Origin of the sequence: Falsiroseomonas tokyonensis, from assembly GCF_019024325.1 — a bacterium.
GTDB lineage: Bacteria > Pseudomonadota > Alphaproteobacteria > Acetobacterales > Acetobacteraceae > Falsiroseomonas > Falsiroseomonas tokyonensis.
The window spans coordinates 73,399-88,764 of sequence record NZ_JAFNJS010000013.1 but is presented as its reverse complement, the minus strand read 5'-3'; the positions used below and the strand labels follow the sequence as shown (position 1 = coordinate 88,764).

Below are 15,366 nucleotides of genomic sequence, written 5' to 3'. Positions count from 1 at the left end.
TTGTCAGTGGTTGATGCCGTCCAAGCGCCCAATGCCGGACCAGGCGGGAAATCGAAGCTGGGTTTTGAGACAGGGCGCGGAGGGTGTCGTCCGCGCGCCGGGCTGGCCGGCGACGGCTGCGGAACCAACCATGGCGCGGCACAGCCGGCCGGAGCGCACCGGAGCGGCTCCCAAGGCGTTGCGAGGGGCGGCCAGCACCACCGGCGGCAGCTGCAGGGCCAGGCTGGCGAGCGTGGCGAGCGCGGCCGCAGGATCGCCGGCGCTGGCGTGGTTCGGTCCCCTGACGCCAGGACGGCCAGGCGGAGGGGCTTGCGGTGGCGTCTCAGATCGGGCGAGGTGACGTCTCACGCGGCGTCGCGACCGTCTCACGCCAGCCTGCGCCGCACCGAAAATCAACGGCTTAGCGGCGCCATATTCCATAATGGCGCTTATGCGGCACTGCCACCCACGTCCAAGGCCGTGTTTCGCAATCGACTGGAGGAATTCCGGCGCCGAGGCGGTCTCACAAGAATAGGAAATGAGACGCGCATCACTCCAGGCGGGGGCCGCGTGGCTTGCCAGGCCAGGCGCCAGGCGTCGCGGGCGAGGGGTCGGCCGGCTGCCAAGCGCGCGACCGCGGCACACCCCCCGGGGGAGGGGGGGGAGGGTCTTTTCGCGACGATGCCCACACGGGGGCGGGACCACCTCACGGCGAACCCCCACCAGATCGTTCCCAATTTTTTTGAGGTGGTCGGGGAAGGTGCCGGGGAGGGGGCTCGGGACAGTGCCGCAGTGCCGCACAGTGACGCACTTTCCCTTCGAGGCCTTGCGCGCACGCAATGGGGTCATATGGAGAAGTGCGTCACTGTCACTGATGTGCGTCACTGCCCCGGATCGGGGGTGCGAGCAAAAACAATGGGTTGGCAAATCGGCCATGAGGGGCGCCGGGCGGTGCGTCACTGTTTTTCCCCCGGCCGCACCCACCAGCGTTTTCCGTTCGACGCGCGGCGAACCCAGCCCATCCGCTCCAGCGCTGCCGAGATGCGCCGCTGCTCTGCGGTCCCCACGCTGCGCGTATCCAGGCTCAGGGCTGCGTGTGCCACCTCCAGCACGGTGGTTCGTGCGGCGGTCGCCAGGTGATCGCGGATCGCCTGTTCCCAGGCGTCAACCTCGTGGCGCGCTTCCTGCTGCGGCGCGATGTGCTTCGCCTCGAAATCCGTCGCCGGCCACCAGGCTGCGCCCTGGCGGAACAGGTGGTCAGCCTCCGCAAAAAGCTGGTCTCGGTCGCGGGCAAGCGCGTCGAGATCGATGGCGCCAACCTCAACAGGCCAGAACCGTCGGCCGCCGGTTTCGTCGCGCAGGAAGGCGGCCTTGTTGGTCGTGCCGATGAAAATGCACTGGCGCGGCTCCACCACCTCGGCGCGCCCGTAGCTCGGCCGATACTGCTCCGTCTCGCGCGTCACGAACGCCTTCAAGGCGGCGGCCTCGGCCCGGTCGAGCGCGGCCAGCTCGGACACCTCAATGATCCACTTCCCGCGGAGGTGCTGCGACACGTCCTTGCCGCTGCGGATATCGGGCAGGCTGTCGGAGAACCAGGCGCCGCCCAGCACGCGAACCGCAGAGGATTTGCGCGCGCCCTGCGGCCCGACCAGCACCAGCATGTGATCCGATTTGCAGCCCGGCCTCCTAACCCGCGCGACCATGGCAATCAGGATCAGCGGGCCGATGCCGGCGGTGTAGGCGGTCGCAGCGGCGCCGAGATAATCCGCCAGCCATGTGCCGAGGCGCTTGCGGCCATCCCACCGCAGGCCGTCGAGATATGCCCGCACGGGATGATAGGCGCGCTCCGCGGCCCGGGCCTCGATCGCCTGAAAGATCGTCTCGCGCCCGATCCTCGGCAGCCCGGCGCGCTGCATGAATTCCTGCGTCGCGGTCGCGTCGATATCGCGGAGGGGCCGAGGGAACGGGCCGGCATCGTCGCCGCGGCCCGGCAGCGGCGCACAGACGAACGCGCCGCGCAGCATTTCATCGAAGCCGAAGGCCTCGGTCAGCGCGGGGTCGCGGCGCAGGACGGTCAGGGCGTTCGCCAGGTTCGCGTGAGGCTGGCCGCGGTCGTCGGTCTGCAGCTCCTTCCGCCACGGCGCGGCGCCAGTCTTCGGCGCCTTCTTGTCGCCTGCCTTCGCCCGCTTCTGCGGGGCGGCAGGCGGCGCGGCGCTGGCCTGGAACGGGTGTTCCACGAAACCCTGGGGGAGTGCTGCAAAGTTCATGGCGCGGCTCCCGCGAGGTCGGCGGCGTCGAGGCCGCATTGCGCAGCGCGGATGATGCGCGTGGGCAGCAGCGCGCCCAGGCGGCGGGCCGCTTCCTCCGCGGCTGCCAGGCCGGCGTCGTCGTGATCCGCCACAACGGTCGCGGTCCGCGCCCAGCTCGGCGGCGTCACGTTCGGCAGGTTGCCAGCGCCCAGCGCGGCCCATACCGGATGGCCGAGTAGCTGCGCGGCCGCCAGCGCCGTAACCGGCCCCTCCGCGATGCCCCACCGGCCTTCTGCGTCGTGCTGCCAGCCGAAGCGCACCGCGCGGCCGGCGATGGGGCCGAAGGAAAGCTTGACCTTGCTGCCGTTCGCCCGGCGCCTCGGCGTGCCGTCCGGATGAAGGGCGAGGGTCTGCACCGCGCGCACCAGGCCGGAGGCGGCGTCGTTCACCGCGATGACCAGCGCCGAGGATGCCGCGTGCCACCGCAGCGCCGCCGGCCAGCCGCTTCCCGTGTTGGCGGGCAGCCGCGCCGGGTCGATGCGTCGGCTCCGCAGATGCGCAGCGGCCGGCTTGCCCTCGATCCCTTCGCAGGCGCCGTGCCAGGTCTCCAGCGCCCGCGCCTCCCGGGCGGCATCATCCGCGGATGCCTCGCGCGGCGCCTGCGGCTGCGCCAGGGCGGGCCGGGCCATCGGGCGGGCATCTGCAGCGCCTTCGCCCAGGAAGCCGCGCAGCCATTCCACCGCGCCCAGGAAATCGGTCGCGCGGGCGTGCTGCGTGAGCGCGATCATGTCGCCGCCCTGCCCGGTCGCGCCGTCGTGCCAGGTGCCGGCGCGCTCGCCGGCCAAGTGAACCCACAGGCTCCCGTTGCCCCGGCCGAAGTGCCAGCGGTCGCGGCCCGATGCGTGGCGGTTGCGCTCGCCCAGCAGCTCCTCGGCAATGGCGCCGGCTGCGGCCACCGCGGCAGCTTTCAACGCGGGGAGGTCGGTCGCGGTCATCGCCCGCCGCCTTCCTGCCGCTTCGACGGCTCGGAAAAAAACATGACGTGGGTATGGTCGCCCTCGGCGTCCGCGCGCCGCGGCAGGATCGTGACCTTCACCCCGCCAAGCCGGCCGGTCAGATATTCAGTGCCCTTGGCCGAGACCTTCCGCCACAGGCGGCAGGCTTCCAACAGGCCGGAGTTCTGGAACTGGGTGGGGCCAGCCATCGCGGCGCGTCCTGCGCGGCCGGCGCTCAGGCGGCCTCACGCGCGGCGGGTAGGGCGGCCACGAATGCCCGGATGCTCGCGGTTTCGATCATGGTCCGGCTGCCCAGCTTGCGGGCGGCCAGCCGGCCATCCTTAACGATCTCCCAGCCCTTCGTCGGGCGGACACCGATCATCGCGAAGGCGTGTAGCGCCGGGACCAGCAGGGGCTCGGGGGTGGTGGTCATCTCGCGCATGTGAGGGTCACTCCGCATTCCGCCGGGCGGCTACGCTCGGCTTCTAGCGGTAGGCATATCGGCCTATCTCACGATGCGCATTGAGATTTAAATCGCACCCTAACTTTTCTTCGGATCGCGCGGCAGGGACGCCCATTGGAGCGCCTCCAAGACGTCGCGCAGCCGGGGCCGTGTCTGGCCATCATCGGGCAGAGGCGCCGCCTTGACCATCCTCGGCGCGTCTGCGGCGACGGCGTCGTCAGCCTCTGCATCGGGGGGCAGATATTCCCCCGGTTGCGGGACGTTTCTTGCAAGCAATCGGCCAAGCCACCGCTGCCTTGCGGTCGCAGTATCGCGGGCATTCCGGGCAATCGAGGCGTTAAGCGAAGCCGCATCCTTCGCGTAGTAGCGGCGAAGCCTATGACAAACGCGGCTGCGCTGTTCTTCGGTCCATTGCGGCGCCTCCGGAATTGCTGCCACCGCCGCCTGCGCCGCGCGCCAGCTCCCGCCGTGATACTTGCCCGGGTCGCCGGGAGCCTCCCTGCCAAGCCGGATCATCTCCGCCATGGCGAGCAAAAGGCGCCTGTCGTCGTGGTGGGTGGAGCCCTTCGGCCGCCCTCGGGGGGCGCCCGTCTTGCGTCTTGGCATGGCACGCGCCTCCGCGCGTCTCCGATGGATAGCGGCGGGGCTGCGCGGTCGGAGGTCCGCGCGGGCTGGCCGGCCCTGCCCCGCCGAATGTCATCCTATCCCGCAGCGGCGCTTTCCGTCACGGGTTTATGCAGCGCCACCACCGCGGCAGGGGTCTTGGCGCAATACTCGCCCCAAGCCTCCATCAGCACGCGCCGCTTCGGCAGCAAGTCGCTTCGCGCGTAGGCCACTTCCGCCTTGCTGCCGAGCGTGTGAGCGAGTGCCGCCTCCATGACCGCGTGCGGCGTGCTGGTTGCCTCGCCAGCCCAGTCGCGGAACGTGCTGCGGAAGCCATGGGCCGTGATCGGGTCGCCGGTGGTGGCGTCCTGCCAGCGGTGCCGCCTCTCTCCGTCCTCGCCTTCCTCCGCCGAGTTCATGCGCCGCAGCAGCATCAGAAGCGCCATCTGCGAAAGCGGCTCGCCGGGCTTGTCGCCAGGAAACACGGGGCTGCCCTTTCCGCCGGCCCGTTCCTGCATCCCCTCCAGCACCGCCACCGCGGCGGCACTCAGGGGCACGCGATGCTGTCGGCGCCGCTTCATCCGCTCCGCCGGAATCGTCCACAGGCGGCCCGCCAGGTCGATTTCCTGCCACCGCGCGCCGAGCGTCTCCTGGGTGCGGGTGGCTGTCAGGATCAGGAATTCCAGCGCACGGGCTGCGGTGGCGTCGCGCTGGCGCAGGACGGCCAGGAAGGCGCCCATCTGCGCCCATGGCAACGCGGGGTGATGGCCGGAGCCGGCGGCTTGTTTAAGCGCGGCAGAGCTCGGCAACAGCGCCTGCAAGGCTTCGCCAATTTCGGCGGCGCTGGCGCCATTCGGACGCTTGCCAGCCGCCTTGGCGTAGCGCAGCACCGCCAGCACACGCATCTTCACGCGCGATGCCGTCTCCGGCTTCTCGTGCCAGATCGGCCGCAGCACGCGCAGAACGTCGGCGGCGCCGAGCGTATCCACCGGCAAAGCCCCGATGACCGGGTAGGCGTAGGTCGCCAGCGTGTTGCGCCATTGCTGACGGTGCTTCGGGTTTGACCACCCGGCCTCTTTCTCCACCAGCATTTCCTCGGCAACGGTGCGGAAGGTCGTCGGCGCCGCGGCGGCAGCGGCGGCCTTGGCGGCTTCGACTGCGGCCCGCTCCGCCTCGCGTTCGGCGTCGATTGGGTCGATCCCACGACCCAGCATGTTCCGCAGCTCAGCTGCGCGCTTGCGCGCATCCTTCAGCAGAACCCCGGCCTTGCCTTCCTCCAAGGCCACGGGGCCAAGCCCCATCTCGCGCATCTTCCCGCCGGGCGGCGTGTAGCGGAACAGCCAAAACCGCACCTCCGCGGACCGCACCAGCAGATACAGCCCGTTGCCGTCGCCATAGCGCCCTGGCGGCTTCGCCTTGATCCCCGCCACCGTCAGCGGTTCCGCTCGCCTCGGCATCCTGCGCCCTCCATCGAATGGGGGACGATGCTCGCCCCGGCAAATCCGTCCCCTAATCATGGGCGCGCTCGGCCGCGTATTCAAGCGAATGGTCGCGATATGAATTTGTGCTATGTCACGGGGCTTATTGACAGAATTCCGGGTGCTCTGGCGTCGGCCTGGCTTGGCGCGAACGGCTGCGAACGGGAGTATGGCGGCCTTCCCCTCCTCCGTATGCGGGACCCTGCCGGCGCCGCCCTTGGCGCGCCGGCAGGCCTTCCCGCCCTACAGCCCCAGCACCAGGTCGCGCCCCGGCTGCAGCTGCCCGCGCTCGATCCGGCGCATGATCTCGTTCACCCGCGCATGCAGGCTGGCATCCACGCCCACCTCCGCGCCGCGCCGCGCCACCAGGCCGCTGATCGCCTCCGTCTCCGTTCGCCGGCCCTTCCGCACATCCTGGCCCATGGAAGGGCGCTGATCCGCGCTGCGCGCCGCCGAATGGGCCAGGATCTGCTGCGTCACCGTGGCCAGTGCAGCCGCATCCTCCTCCGCCTGCGCCAGCAGATCGAGGTCGAGGCCGCTGATCGGCTCCAGCGCAAGCCCCATGGCGCGGCCGACGCGCACGCATTGGCTGCCGAGGCGGATGCTCAGCGCCCGCACCGCATCGTCCCGGTCGCGTTCCTGGCCGCTCAGGCCGGTCATGGCGGAGACCGGGTTGCGCATGGCGTTGATGGTCAGCTTGGACCAGCGCTCCCCCCACAGATTCGTCGTCACCCGCACGCTGTCGGCATGCGCCAGCAGCGCGCCGATGGCCTCCGCCCGGGGCGTGATCCGCCCATGCACCTCGCCGATCCGCATGCCGATGGCGGTGGCGCTGCCGCGGCGGGAGGTGCGCAACACCTGGCCAGGCCCGGTCAGCTCCGCCGCCAGCAGGCCGATGGCGCAGCCCAGCGTGCGGCCCCAGCCGGCGATGGCGGCGATCGCCTCCTCGTTGATGCCATTCTGCAGGGAGACGATGCAGCCCTGGCCAGCCAGGAAGGGCAGCACCAGCGCCGTGGCCCAGTCCGTGTCGTAGGACTTCACCGCCAGGAAGACGACGTCGAAGGGCGCCTCCCGCACCAGCTGCGGCACGTCGCTGATATGCAGGGCGCGGACGGGGGTGGTGAAGCTGCCCTCCGCCTCCATCGCGCGAACCGTCAGCCCGTCCCGGCGCATCGCCTCCACATGCGGGGCCCAGGCATCCACCAGGGTCACGTCGCAGCCGGCGCGGGTCAGGCTGGCGCCGAAATAGCCGCCCACGGCGCCGGCCCCCATGATGAGGATGCGGGCGAGCGGCGGGATCTGAGTCATGGCGGTCCGGGGTCCTGGGCGATCGGCGTCCAGGCTAGCCCCGCCTGCCGGCGCCTGGCCAGCCGCTGCCCGGCAAGCCGGGGGAACCCGCCCGAGGCTCAGGCTTTGTGACCGGCAGAGGGCCCAGCACGCGGTATGTTGCGGTTGCGGAGAGCGTGACCGCCCGGCCGGGCTGGGATACAGCGACGGCCTGCGCCGGAGCCATCAGGAGATCATGCGTCGCATCACGCCTCTGCCCGAAGGGTCCGATCTCCCCGACCAGCCGGACAGGCCCATGCCGTCGCGTGAGCGCGGCGTGGCCGATCTGCTGGGGCCGGCGGAGGAATGGCCCCCGGCGCTGCGCTGCCTCGCCGCCCTGGTGCAGGATGCGGCCGCGCCGCAGGCGCTGCTCTGGGGGCCGCGCCTGGCCTGCCTGCACAATAGCGCCTTCCTGCCGCTGCTGCCGGGGGTGGTACCGGCGCGGGGCCGGGCCTTCGAATCGCTTTGGGCCGAGGGCAGCGATATCAGCCCGCTGGTACGGGCGGCCCTGGCGGGCCAGGCCGGCCGAATCGCGACCTTGCCGCGCCAAGGGGCCGCGGGCGAATCCGCCGCGCCGGCCTTCTTCGACCTTCTCGCCAGCCCCGCGCGCGACGATACCGGCGCCATCGCCGGCGTGCTGCTGACCGCCTTCGAGACCACCCGCGCGGTGCTGACCGAACGACGCGACGCCTTCCTGCTCGACCTCGACACCGCCTTGCGCGACCTCGATTCACCGGAAGGCGTGCTGGCACTGGCGGCCGCGCGGCTTGGCGCGCATCTGCAGGCGGCGCGCTGCGCCTTCGGGGAGGTGGATGGCGCCGGCGTCGGCTGCACTGTGCTGGCGGACTGGACCGATGGCCGCATGCCCAGCGCCGTCGGCACGCATGCCCTCGAATCCTGTGGCCTCGAGCGGATCGAGGCGCTGCGGGCCGGCCACAGCCTGGGCATCGGCGAGCCGGAAGCCGGCGGGCCTTTCCTGGGCGGGCTGCAGGGCAGCCTGACGGTGCCGCTGCTGAAGCAGGGGCGGCTGGCCGCGCTGCTGCAGCTGCACCATCCGGGGCCCCGGCGCTGGACGGCGGCGGAGGCAGAACTGGCGCGGGATGTGGCGGAGCGCGTGTGGTCCGCGCTGAAGCGCCGCCAGGCGGAAGCCGGGCTGCGGCTTGGCGAGGCGCGCCTGCGCCGGGTGCAGCAGATCGGCCGCGTCGGTGGCTTCGAGATCGACCTGACCACCGGCAGGAACGTTCGGTCCGCCGAATACATGGACCTGCAGGGCCTGGGCCCGACGGCCGCGGACGAACGGCATGCCGATTGGGTGCAAAGGCTGCACCCGGAGGACCGGGTGCGCGCGGAGCGCCGCTACCTGGACGCCATCTCGGACGATTCCGGCGCCACCGAATATGCCCAGGAATACCGCATCCGCACCCCGGGCCATGGCCTCCGCTGGATCGCCGCCCGCGCCGAGATCGAGCGCGATGACCAAGGCCGCGCGCTGCGCATGCTGGGCGCCCATGTCGATGTGACGGAGCTGAAGGTGGCGGAAGCCGCGCTGGCCGAATCGGTGCAGCGGGCGCGGGAAGTGCTGGAGAGCCTGGGCGACATGCTCTACGCGCTGGATGCCGAGGGCCGGATCCGCTTCGCCAGCCGTCGGGCGCTGGAAATGTGGGGCATGCGGACGGAGCAGGTGCTGGGCCAGCCCTTCCTCGACCTGTTTCCCGCCGTGCGCGGCAGTATCAGCTGGCAGGTGATCGAGGCGGCGATGGCCGGCGGGCAGGAAGTGCATTTCTGCGCCAGCTCCCCGCTCGTCGGGCGCTGGTTCGAGCTGAACGTGCACCCGGCGCAGGGTGGCGGCGTCACCGTCGCGGCGCGGGACGTGGAGGGCCGCCGCCAGGCCGAGATCCGCCGCCGCAGCACCGAGGCCGCGCTGCGCGCCAGCGAGGAAAGGCTGCGCCTGGCGCAGGATGCGGGGCAGGTCGGCACCTGGGAATGGGATGTGCGCAGCGGCGCCGTGCATTGGTCCGCCAGCTGCCATCGGCTCTACGGCACGAATCCCGAGACCGCGGCCAGCATCTCCGTCTGGCGCGACGGCGTCGATGAACAGGACCGGCCGGCGGTGGATGCGCAGCTGCGCCGGGTGCTGACGGGCGAGGTGGGGCGCTGGGCGGCGGAATTCCGCTTCCGCCGGATCTCGGACGGCGCGCTGCGCTGGATATCCGAACGCGGCGAGCTGGTGCGCGACCCCCGCAGCGGATTGCCGCTGCGCCTGCTTGGCATCTCCCAGGACGTGACGGAACGGCGCGAGGCGGATGAGCGGCAGACGCTGCTGATGCGGGAGCTGGACCACCGCGCCAAGAACGCCCTGGCCGTGGTGCAGGCGGCGGTGCGGATGACGCCGAAGGAGGATCCGGACGCCTTCGCCACCGCCGTGCTCGGCCGCATCGGCGCGCTGGCGCGCGCGCATACGCTGCTGGCGCAGGGCCGCTGGGACGGGGTCGGCCTGCGCGAGCTGGTGCAAGGGGAGATGGCGCCCTTCCTCTCGCCCGATGGCCTGCGCGTGCGGCTGGAAGGCCCGCCCGTGGTGCTGGCGCCGACAGCGGCGCAGGCCATTTCCATGGCGCTGCACGAATTGGCGACCAATGCGACCAAGCATGGCGCGCTCTCCGTGCCCGAGGGCCAGGTGGTGCTGGACTGGGCGACGGAGCCGGGGCAGAGCGTGCTGCGCCTGCGCTGGGCCGAGACGGGCGGGCCCGTCATCCTGGCCCCGCCCGCCCGGCATGGCTTCGGGTCCCGCGTGCTGGAAGCCACCATCGCCGGCCAGCTCGGCGGGCGGATCGTCCTGCTCTGGCAGGCCAGCGGGCTGGTCTGCGAGATGACGATCCCGCTGTCGCGCGCCGCGATCCCGGATTTCGACGGCGAGCTGGGCTGAATTCTGAAGGTCTCAGTTTTGGGGACGAATCCCACGCATTCTGGCAAATTCGTCGTGACAAAAACGATCCAGATTGACTCCCGCCGCGCGGCCCGGTTGTTTGCCCGCCGAGACGATGTACGAGGGACTGCGGATGCGGCGGCAGAATCTGTTCTACGGGCTGGGGACGCTGTTCGTCATCGCCGTCGTCGCCCTCGTCATCATCATCGCGCGGCGCCCGCCGGAGCCCGGCACCGCGGCCTCCTTCCGCGCCATGTCGGCGGCCTCCGGCGTGCTGCCGCCGCATGCGGTGCCGATGGAGGCCCGCCGCGCCGCCGCCGATACCTGCCAGGGCTTCAATCTGGAGCTGGAGGAAGGCGCCGGCATCCAGCGGCGCATCGGCAACGAGGCCGAGGCGCAGCGGCTGCTGGCAATGCGCCAGCCCTGCGGGGCTGGCGCATCTGCCGTCATCCGCTCCGCCCGCTGAGCTTTCAGCCCGGCGGGAAGAAGCGGTTTTCGGGGCGCTTCAGGCCGAGGTGGTCGCGCAACGTGGTGCCCTCGTAGTCGCGGCGGAACAGGCCGCGGCGCTGCAGCTCCGGCACCACCTTGTCGACGAAGGCATCGAGCCCCGCGGGCACATGCGGGAACATGATGTTGAAGCCGTCGCAGCCGCGGCCGTCGAGCCACTGCTCCATCTCGTCGGCGATGGTTTCGGGCGTGCCGACCAAGGCGAGGCCGGCGTAGCCGCCGAGGCGCTGCGCCAGCTGCCGCACCGTCAGCCCTTCGCGCCGCGCCAGGTTGATGGCGCGCTCGCGGCCGGATTTGCTCGCCTCGGTCTCCGGGATCTCGGGCAGCGGGCCGTCCGGGTCGAAGGCACGGGCATCGACGCCCAGCGCGATGGACAGCGAGCCGATGGCGCTGTCGTAGTGCACCAGGCTGTCGAGGTGGTCGCGCGCGGCGCGGGCTTCCGCCACCGTGTCGCCCACCACGACCAATGCGCCCGGTAGAATCTTGATGCCCTCGGGGTCGCGGCCGTAGCGGGCGGCGCGGCCCTTCACGTCCGCGTAGAAGGCCTGCGCATCGGCCAGCGTGCCGCCCGCGGCGAAGACCATTTCGGCCGTCTCCGCGGCGATCTGCCGCCCGGCATCGGAGGCGCCGGCCTGCACGATCACCGGCCAGCCCTGCACCGGCCGCGCCACGTTCAGCGGGCCGCGCACCGAAAGCTCCGGGCCCTTGTGGTCCAGCACATGCATCCGCGCCGGGTCCCAGAAGATGCCGCTCTCCTGGTCGCGGATGAAGGCGTCGTCGGCGAAACTGTCCCAGAGGCCGGTGACCACGTCATAGAATTCGCGCGCCCGCTTATAGCGCTCGCCATGCGCCATGTGCGCGTCCTGGCCGAAATTCAGCGCGGCGTCGGGATTCGCGGTGGTCACCAGGTTCCAGCCCGCGCGACCGTTCGAGATGTGGTCGAGCGAGGCGAATTTGCGGGCGACGTGGTAGGCGTCGTTATAGGTGGTGCTGGCGGTGGCGATCAGGCCGATGCGCTCCGTCACCGCGGCGAGTGCCGGCAGCAGGGTCAGCGGGTCGAAGCTGGTGACGGTGTGGCTGCGGCGCAGTGCCTCGATCGGCATGTTCAGCAGGGCCAGGTGGTCGGCCATGAAGAAGGCGTCAAATTTACCGAATTCCAGCTTCTGGATGAGGTATTTCAGCCGCTCGAAATTGAAGTTGGCATCGGCCCAGGCGCCGGGGTAGCGCCAGGCGCCGGTGTGGATGCTGACCGGGCGCATGAAGGCGCCCAGATGCAGCTTCCGGCGCTCAGCCACCGGAAATCACCGCGCCGCCAAAGGTTTGTTCGACGAAGGCGCGGACCTCCGGGTGGCGGTAGCCTTCGGCCAGGCGCCTGGCCCAGGGCTTTTCGGCATCGGCGCGGCGGACCACCACCAGCACGGTATAGACGCTCTGTTCGGTTTCCCGCGCCAGGGCGTCGCGCAGCGGGTTCAGGCCGGCGGGCACGGCGTAGTTGCCGGTGATGGCGCCGGCATCGACATCCCGCAGCGAGCGCGCGATGGAAGCGGCCTCCAGCTCCACGATGCGGATGCGCTTCGGGTTGGCGGTGATATCGGCCACCGTCGCGGTGTGGTCCGCGCCCGGGCGCAGGGTGAAGGCGCCGGCCTGGGCCAGCAGCAGCAGCGCGCGGCCGCCATTGGTCGGGTCGTTCGGGATGGCCACGCGCGCGCCATTCGGCAGCGCGTCCAGGCTGCGATGGGTGCGGGAGAAGACGCCCATCAGCGTCAGCACCGTCTTGCCCACCGGCACGAAGTCATAGCCGCGCTGGGCGCGCTGCGCCTCCAGGAAGGGCAGGTGCTGATAGGCATTGGCGTCGAGGTCGCCCGCGGCGAGCGCCGCATTCGGCTGGATGAAGTCGCCGAATTCGACGCCGCGGGTGATGAAGCCGTCGCGGGCCAGCACGTCCCGCACCTTCTCGAAGGTCTGGCCATGCACGCCCTGCGTCACGCCGACGCGCAGCGGCCGGGCGGCGGTGCCCAATTCGGCGGTCTGCGCCCGCGCGGCGAGAGGCAGCAGGGCGGGCAGGGCGAGAAGCGAGCGACGGAGCATGGCCAAAAATCCTCAGAAGGCGGGGACGACGGCGCCGGCGAAGGTGGTAGCGACGAAGTCCTTCACGGCTTGGGTCTGGTAGGCGGCGACCAGGCGGCGCACCCAAGGGGCCTGGGCATCCTGCTGCCGCACCGCGATCAGATTGGCATAGGGGCTTTCGGCGCTTTCGATGGCCAGGCTGTCGCGCACCGGGTTCAGCCCGGCCGGCATGGCGTAGTTGGTGTTGATGGCGGCGAGGTCCACCTCCTCCAGCACCCGCGGCAGCTGCGCCGCCTCCAGCTCCACCACGCGCAGGCGGCGCGGGTTTTCGGTGATATCGGCGACGGTGGCGCGGAAGTCCGCGCCTTCCCGCAGCTTGAAGGCGCCGTTGGCGGCGAGCAGCACCAGGGCGCGGCCGCCATTGGTCGGGTCGTTCGGCACGGCGACGCGGCCGCCGCTCGGGATCGCGTCCAGGCTGCGGTGGCGCTTGGAATAGAGGCCCATTGGGAAGACCAGCGTCTTGCCGGCGGCGACCAACGCCAGGCGGCGGTCGCGCACCTGCTGATCGAGGAAGGGCTGATGCTGGTAGCTGTTGGCGTCGAGGTCGCCGGCCGCCAGCGCCACGTTGGGCTGGATGTAGTCCTGGAACTCCGTGATGCGGATCACCAGCCCGTCGCGCGCCGCCTGGTCACGCACGAATTCCATCACCTGGGCATGCGGCCCGGCGGTGACGCCGATGCGCAGCGGCCGCGCGGCGGTGCCGACTTCGGCGGTCTGCGCCTGCGCGGCGAAGGGCAGAGCGAGGCTGGCGAGCAGCAGGGGGCGACGTGCGATCATGGTCATTCTTCCCTTAGCGATGCGACAGGCGGCGGGTCAGCCAATCGCCGAGCGATTGCAGGCCCTGGACCAACAGGATGAGGATGACGACGACGGTCGCCATCACCTCCGGCATGAAGCGCTGGTAGCCGAAGCGGATGCCGAGGTCGCCGAGGCCGCCGCCGCCCACCGCGCCGGCCATGGCGGAGAAGCCCACCAGCGAGACGAGGGAGACGGTGGTGGCCGCGACCAGCCCCGGCAGCGCCTCCGGCACCAGGACCTTCCAGACGATCTGCAGCCGCGTCGCGCCCATGGCGCGCGCCGCCTCGATCACGCCCTTGTCCACCTCGCGCAGCGCATTCTCGAAGAGCCGCGCGAGGAAGGCGGTGGCGGCCAGCGCCAGCGGCACGATGGCCGCGCCGGTGCCGATGGAGGTGCCGGCCACCAGCCGCGTGAAGGGCACGATGGCGACCATCAGGATGATGAAGGGCGTCGACCGCGCCGCATTCACCAGCAGCCCGACCGGCCGGTTCAGCCACGGTTTCGGGGTCAGCCCCTCCGGCGAGGTGACGTGCAGCAGCAGCGCGATCGGCAGGCCGAGGATCGCGGCGATGGCGGCGGAGGCGCCGACCATGGCCAGCGTCTGCCACAGCGCCTCGATCAACAGGTCCTGGATGGCGGGGGCGAGCCAGGTCATGCCGCCTCCGATCGCCGGAGGGCGGATGCCCGGAGGCGTGAAGCGGCGGCGTTCATGGTTCGATTTCCGTCAGCGTGAGGCCCAGGCTGCGCATCCAGGCGAAGGCGGCCTCCAGCCGCTCCGGCGCGCCATAGGCGGCGAGCGCCATGACGCCAAAAGGCTCGCCGGCGATCTCGTCGACGCGGCCGGAGACGATGTTGATGTCGATGCCGAAATCGCGGCTGGCCTCGCTGACCACGGCACGGGTGCTGGCGGGGCCGGCGAAGACCACCTGCACCAGGCGCCGCACCTCGCCGGCGCGGGGGGCGGGCAGGCGGGCGAGGGTGGAGGGCGGCACGGAATGGCCGATCACCTCCGCCACGAAGCGGCGGGTGGTGGGATGGGCGGGCTGGGTGAAGACCTCGAAGACGCGGCCATGCTCGATGACGCGGCCGGCTTCCATCACCGCGACGCGGTCGCAGATGGCCTTCACCACGCCCATCTCATGCGTGATCAGCAGCACGGTCAGGTCCAGCCGGCCCCGCAGGTCGCGGATCAGCGCCAGGATCTCCTGCGTCGTCTCCGGATCCAGCGCGCTGGTGGCCTCGTCGCAGAGCAGGATCTCGGGGTCCGAGGCCAGCGCCCGGGCAATGCCGACGCGCTGCTTCTGGCCGCCCGAAAGCTGCGCCGGATAGGCATCCCGCTTCGCCTCCAGCCCCACCAGCGGCAGGATCCTGGCGAGTTTCTCGCGCTGCGCCGCGCGCGGGATGCCGGCGATTTCCAGCGGGAAGGCGACGTTCTCGGCGACCGTCCGGCGGGTGTGCAGGTTGAAGTGCTGGAAGACCATGCCGATGCGGCGGCGCGCGGCGCGCAGCGCGGCCTCGTCCAGCGCCAGCATGTCCTGGCCTAGCACCTGCACCGCGCCGGCATCCGGCCGCTCCAGCAGGTTCACGCAGCGAATGAGGGTGGATTTGCCGGCGCCGGAGCGGCCGACGATGCCGAAGATCTCGCCGGGCGCGACGGACAGCGTCACATCGTCCAGCGCCAGCGTGCCGCCGGCGGCGAAGCGCTTGCGCAGGCCCGAAAGGGCGATGGCGGCGGGGAGGGGGGTGTGGCGGTCCATGGCGACGGCGGTATGGCCTGGGGAGAGGAGCTGCAAAAGCCTCGGCGGACGCAAGTCAGCCATAGCGGGATCACACCCGGTTGTGGGGGTGCGGTTCCTACGCCCATTTCACGTCTTATGTCAATTTACACGAATTATAATCGTGATAACCTGCCGAAACC

14 protein-coding genes are annotated in these 15,366 nt (G+C 71.1%); 2 read left to right on the top strand and 12 right to left on the bottom strand.

What is annotated here, in order from left to right:
• Window positions 1–935 precede the first annotated feature (935 nt).
• The 7 genes from J3S20_RS27565 to J3S20_RS27535 form a co-directional block, all read right to left on the bottom strand.
• On the bottom strand, window positions 936–2,246 hold the full coding sequence (locus tag J3S20_RS27565) for a virulence-associated E family protein (protein ID WP_216840139.1): 1,311 nt from the start codon (window positions 2,244–2,246) through the stop codon (window positions 936–938).
• On the bottom strand, window positions 2,243–3,223 hold the full coding sequence (locus tag J3S20_RS27560; RefSeq protein WP_216840138.1) for a toprim domain-containing protein: 981 nt from the start codon (window positions 3,221–3,223) through the stop codon (window positions 2,243–2,245). Before J3S20_RS27560 ends, J3S20_RS27565 begins: the two co-directional genes overlap by 4 nt.
• The gene (locus tag J3S20_RS27555; protein WP_216840137.1) at window positions 3,220–3,432 is read right to left on the bottom strand and encodes a hypothetical protein; all 213 of its coding nucleotides are present in this window, start codon (window positions 3,430–3,432) and stop codon (window positions 3,220–3,222) included. Before J3S20_RS27555 ends, J3S20_RS27560 begins: the two co-directional genes overlap by 4 nt.
• A 26-nt stretch (window positions 3,433–3,458) precedes the next feature.
• Window positions 3,459–3,665, bottom strand: a complete 207-nt coding sequence (locus tag J3S20_RS27550) for a hypothetical protein (protein WP_216840136.1) — start codon at window positions 3,663–3,665, stop codon at window positions 3,459–3,461.
• 99 nt (window positions 3,666–3,764) lie between these two features.
• Window positions 3,765–4,211, bottom strand: a complete 447-nt coding sequence (locus J3S20_RS27545; RefSeq protein WP_216840135.1) for a hypothetical protein — start codon at window positions 4,209–4,211, stop codon at window positions 3,765–3,767.
• 176 nt (window positions 4,212–4,387) lie between these two features.
• Window positions 4,388–5,719 (bottom strand): tyrosine-type recombinase/integrase, encoded by a 1,332-nt coding sequence (locus J3S20_RS27540; RefSeq protein ID WP_343215318.1) that lies wholly within the window; start codon window positions 5,717–5,719, stop codon window positions 4,388–4,390.
• 291 nt (window positions 5,720–6,010) lie between these two features.
• The gene (locus J3S20_RS27535; protein WP_216840134.1) at window positions 6,011–7,075 is read right to left on the bottom strand and encodes a ketopantoate reductase family protein; all 1,065 of its coding nucleotides are present in this window, start codon (window positions 7,073–7,075) and stop codon (window positions 6,011–6,013) included.
• Between the two features lie 274 nt (window positions 7,076–7,349).
• On the opposite strand from J3S20_RS27535, the gene J3S20_RS27530 reads away from it, so the two are divergent.
• The gene (locus J3S20_RS27530) at window positions 7,350–10,016 is read left to right on the top strand and encodes a PAS domain S-box protein (RefSeq protein WP_216840133.1); all 2,667 of its coding nucleotides are present in this window, start codon (window positions 7,350–7,352) and stop codon (window positions 10,014–10,016) included.
• A gap of 133 nt (window positions 10,017–10,149) precedes the next feature.
• On the top strand, window positions 10,150–10,482 hold the full coding sequence (locus J3S20_RS27525) for a hypothetical protein (RefSeq protein ID WP_216840132.1): 333 nt from the start codon (window positions 10,150–10,152) through the stop codon (window positions 10,480–10,482).
• Between the two features lie 4 nt (window positions 10,483–10,486).
• Here the strand turns inward: J3S20_RS27525 and J3S20_RS27520 are convergent, their stop codons facing one another.
• The 5 genes from J3S20_RS27520 to J3S20_RS27500 are packed head-to-tail and all read right to left on the bottom strand — an operon-like array spanning window position 10,487 to window position 15,205.
• Window positions 10,487–11,818 (bottom strand): LLM class flavin-dependent oxidoreductase, encoded by a 1,332-nt coding sequence (locus J3S20_RS27520; protein WP_343215317.1) that lies wholly within the window; start codon window positions 11,816–11,818, stop codon window positions 10,487–10,489.
• A complete protein-coding gene (locus J3S20_RS27515) occupies window positions 11,811–12,611 on the bottom strand; it encodes a MetQ/NlpA family ABC transporter substrate-binding protein (RefSeq protein ID WP_216840131.1) in 801 nt (266 codons plus the stop codon). The genes J3S20_RS27520 and J3S20_RS27515 overlap by 8 nt, the downstream gene beginning before the upstream one ends.
• 12 nt (window positions 12,612–12,623) lie before the next feature.
• On the bottom strand, window positions 12,624–13,427 hold the full coding sequence (locus J3S20_RS27510) for a MetQ/NlpA family ABC transporter substrate-binding protein (RefSeq protein WP_343215316.1): 804 nt from the start codon (window positions 13,425–13,427) through the stop codon (window positions 12,624–12,626).
• Between the two features lie 13 nt (window positions 13,428–13,440).
• On the bottom strand, window positions 13,441–14,103 hold the full coding sequence (locus tag J3S20_RS27505) for a methionine ABC transporter permease (protein WP_216840129.1): 663 nt from the start codon (window positions 14,101–14,103) through the stop codon (window positions 13,441–13,443).
• A 52-nt stretch (window positions 14,104–14,155) separates the two neighbouring features.
• A complete protein-coding gene (locus J3S20_RS27500; RefSeq protein ID WP_216840128.1) occupies window positions 14,156–15,205 on the bottom strand; it encodes a methionine ABC transporter ATP-binding protein in 1,050 nt (349 codons plus the stop codon).
• Between the last annotated feature and the right edge of the window lie 161 nt (window positions 15,206–15,366).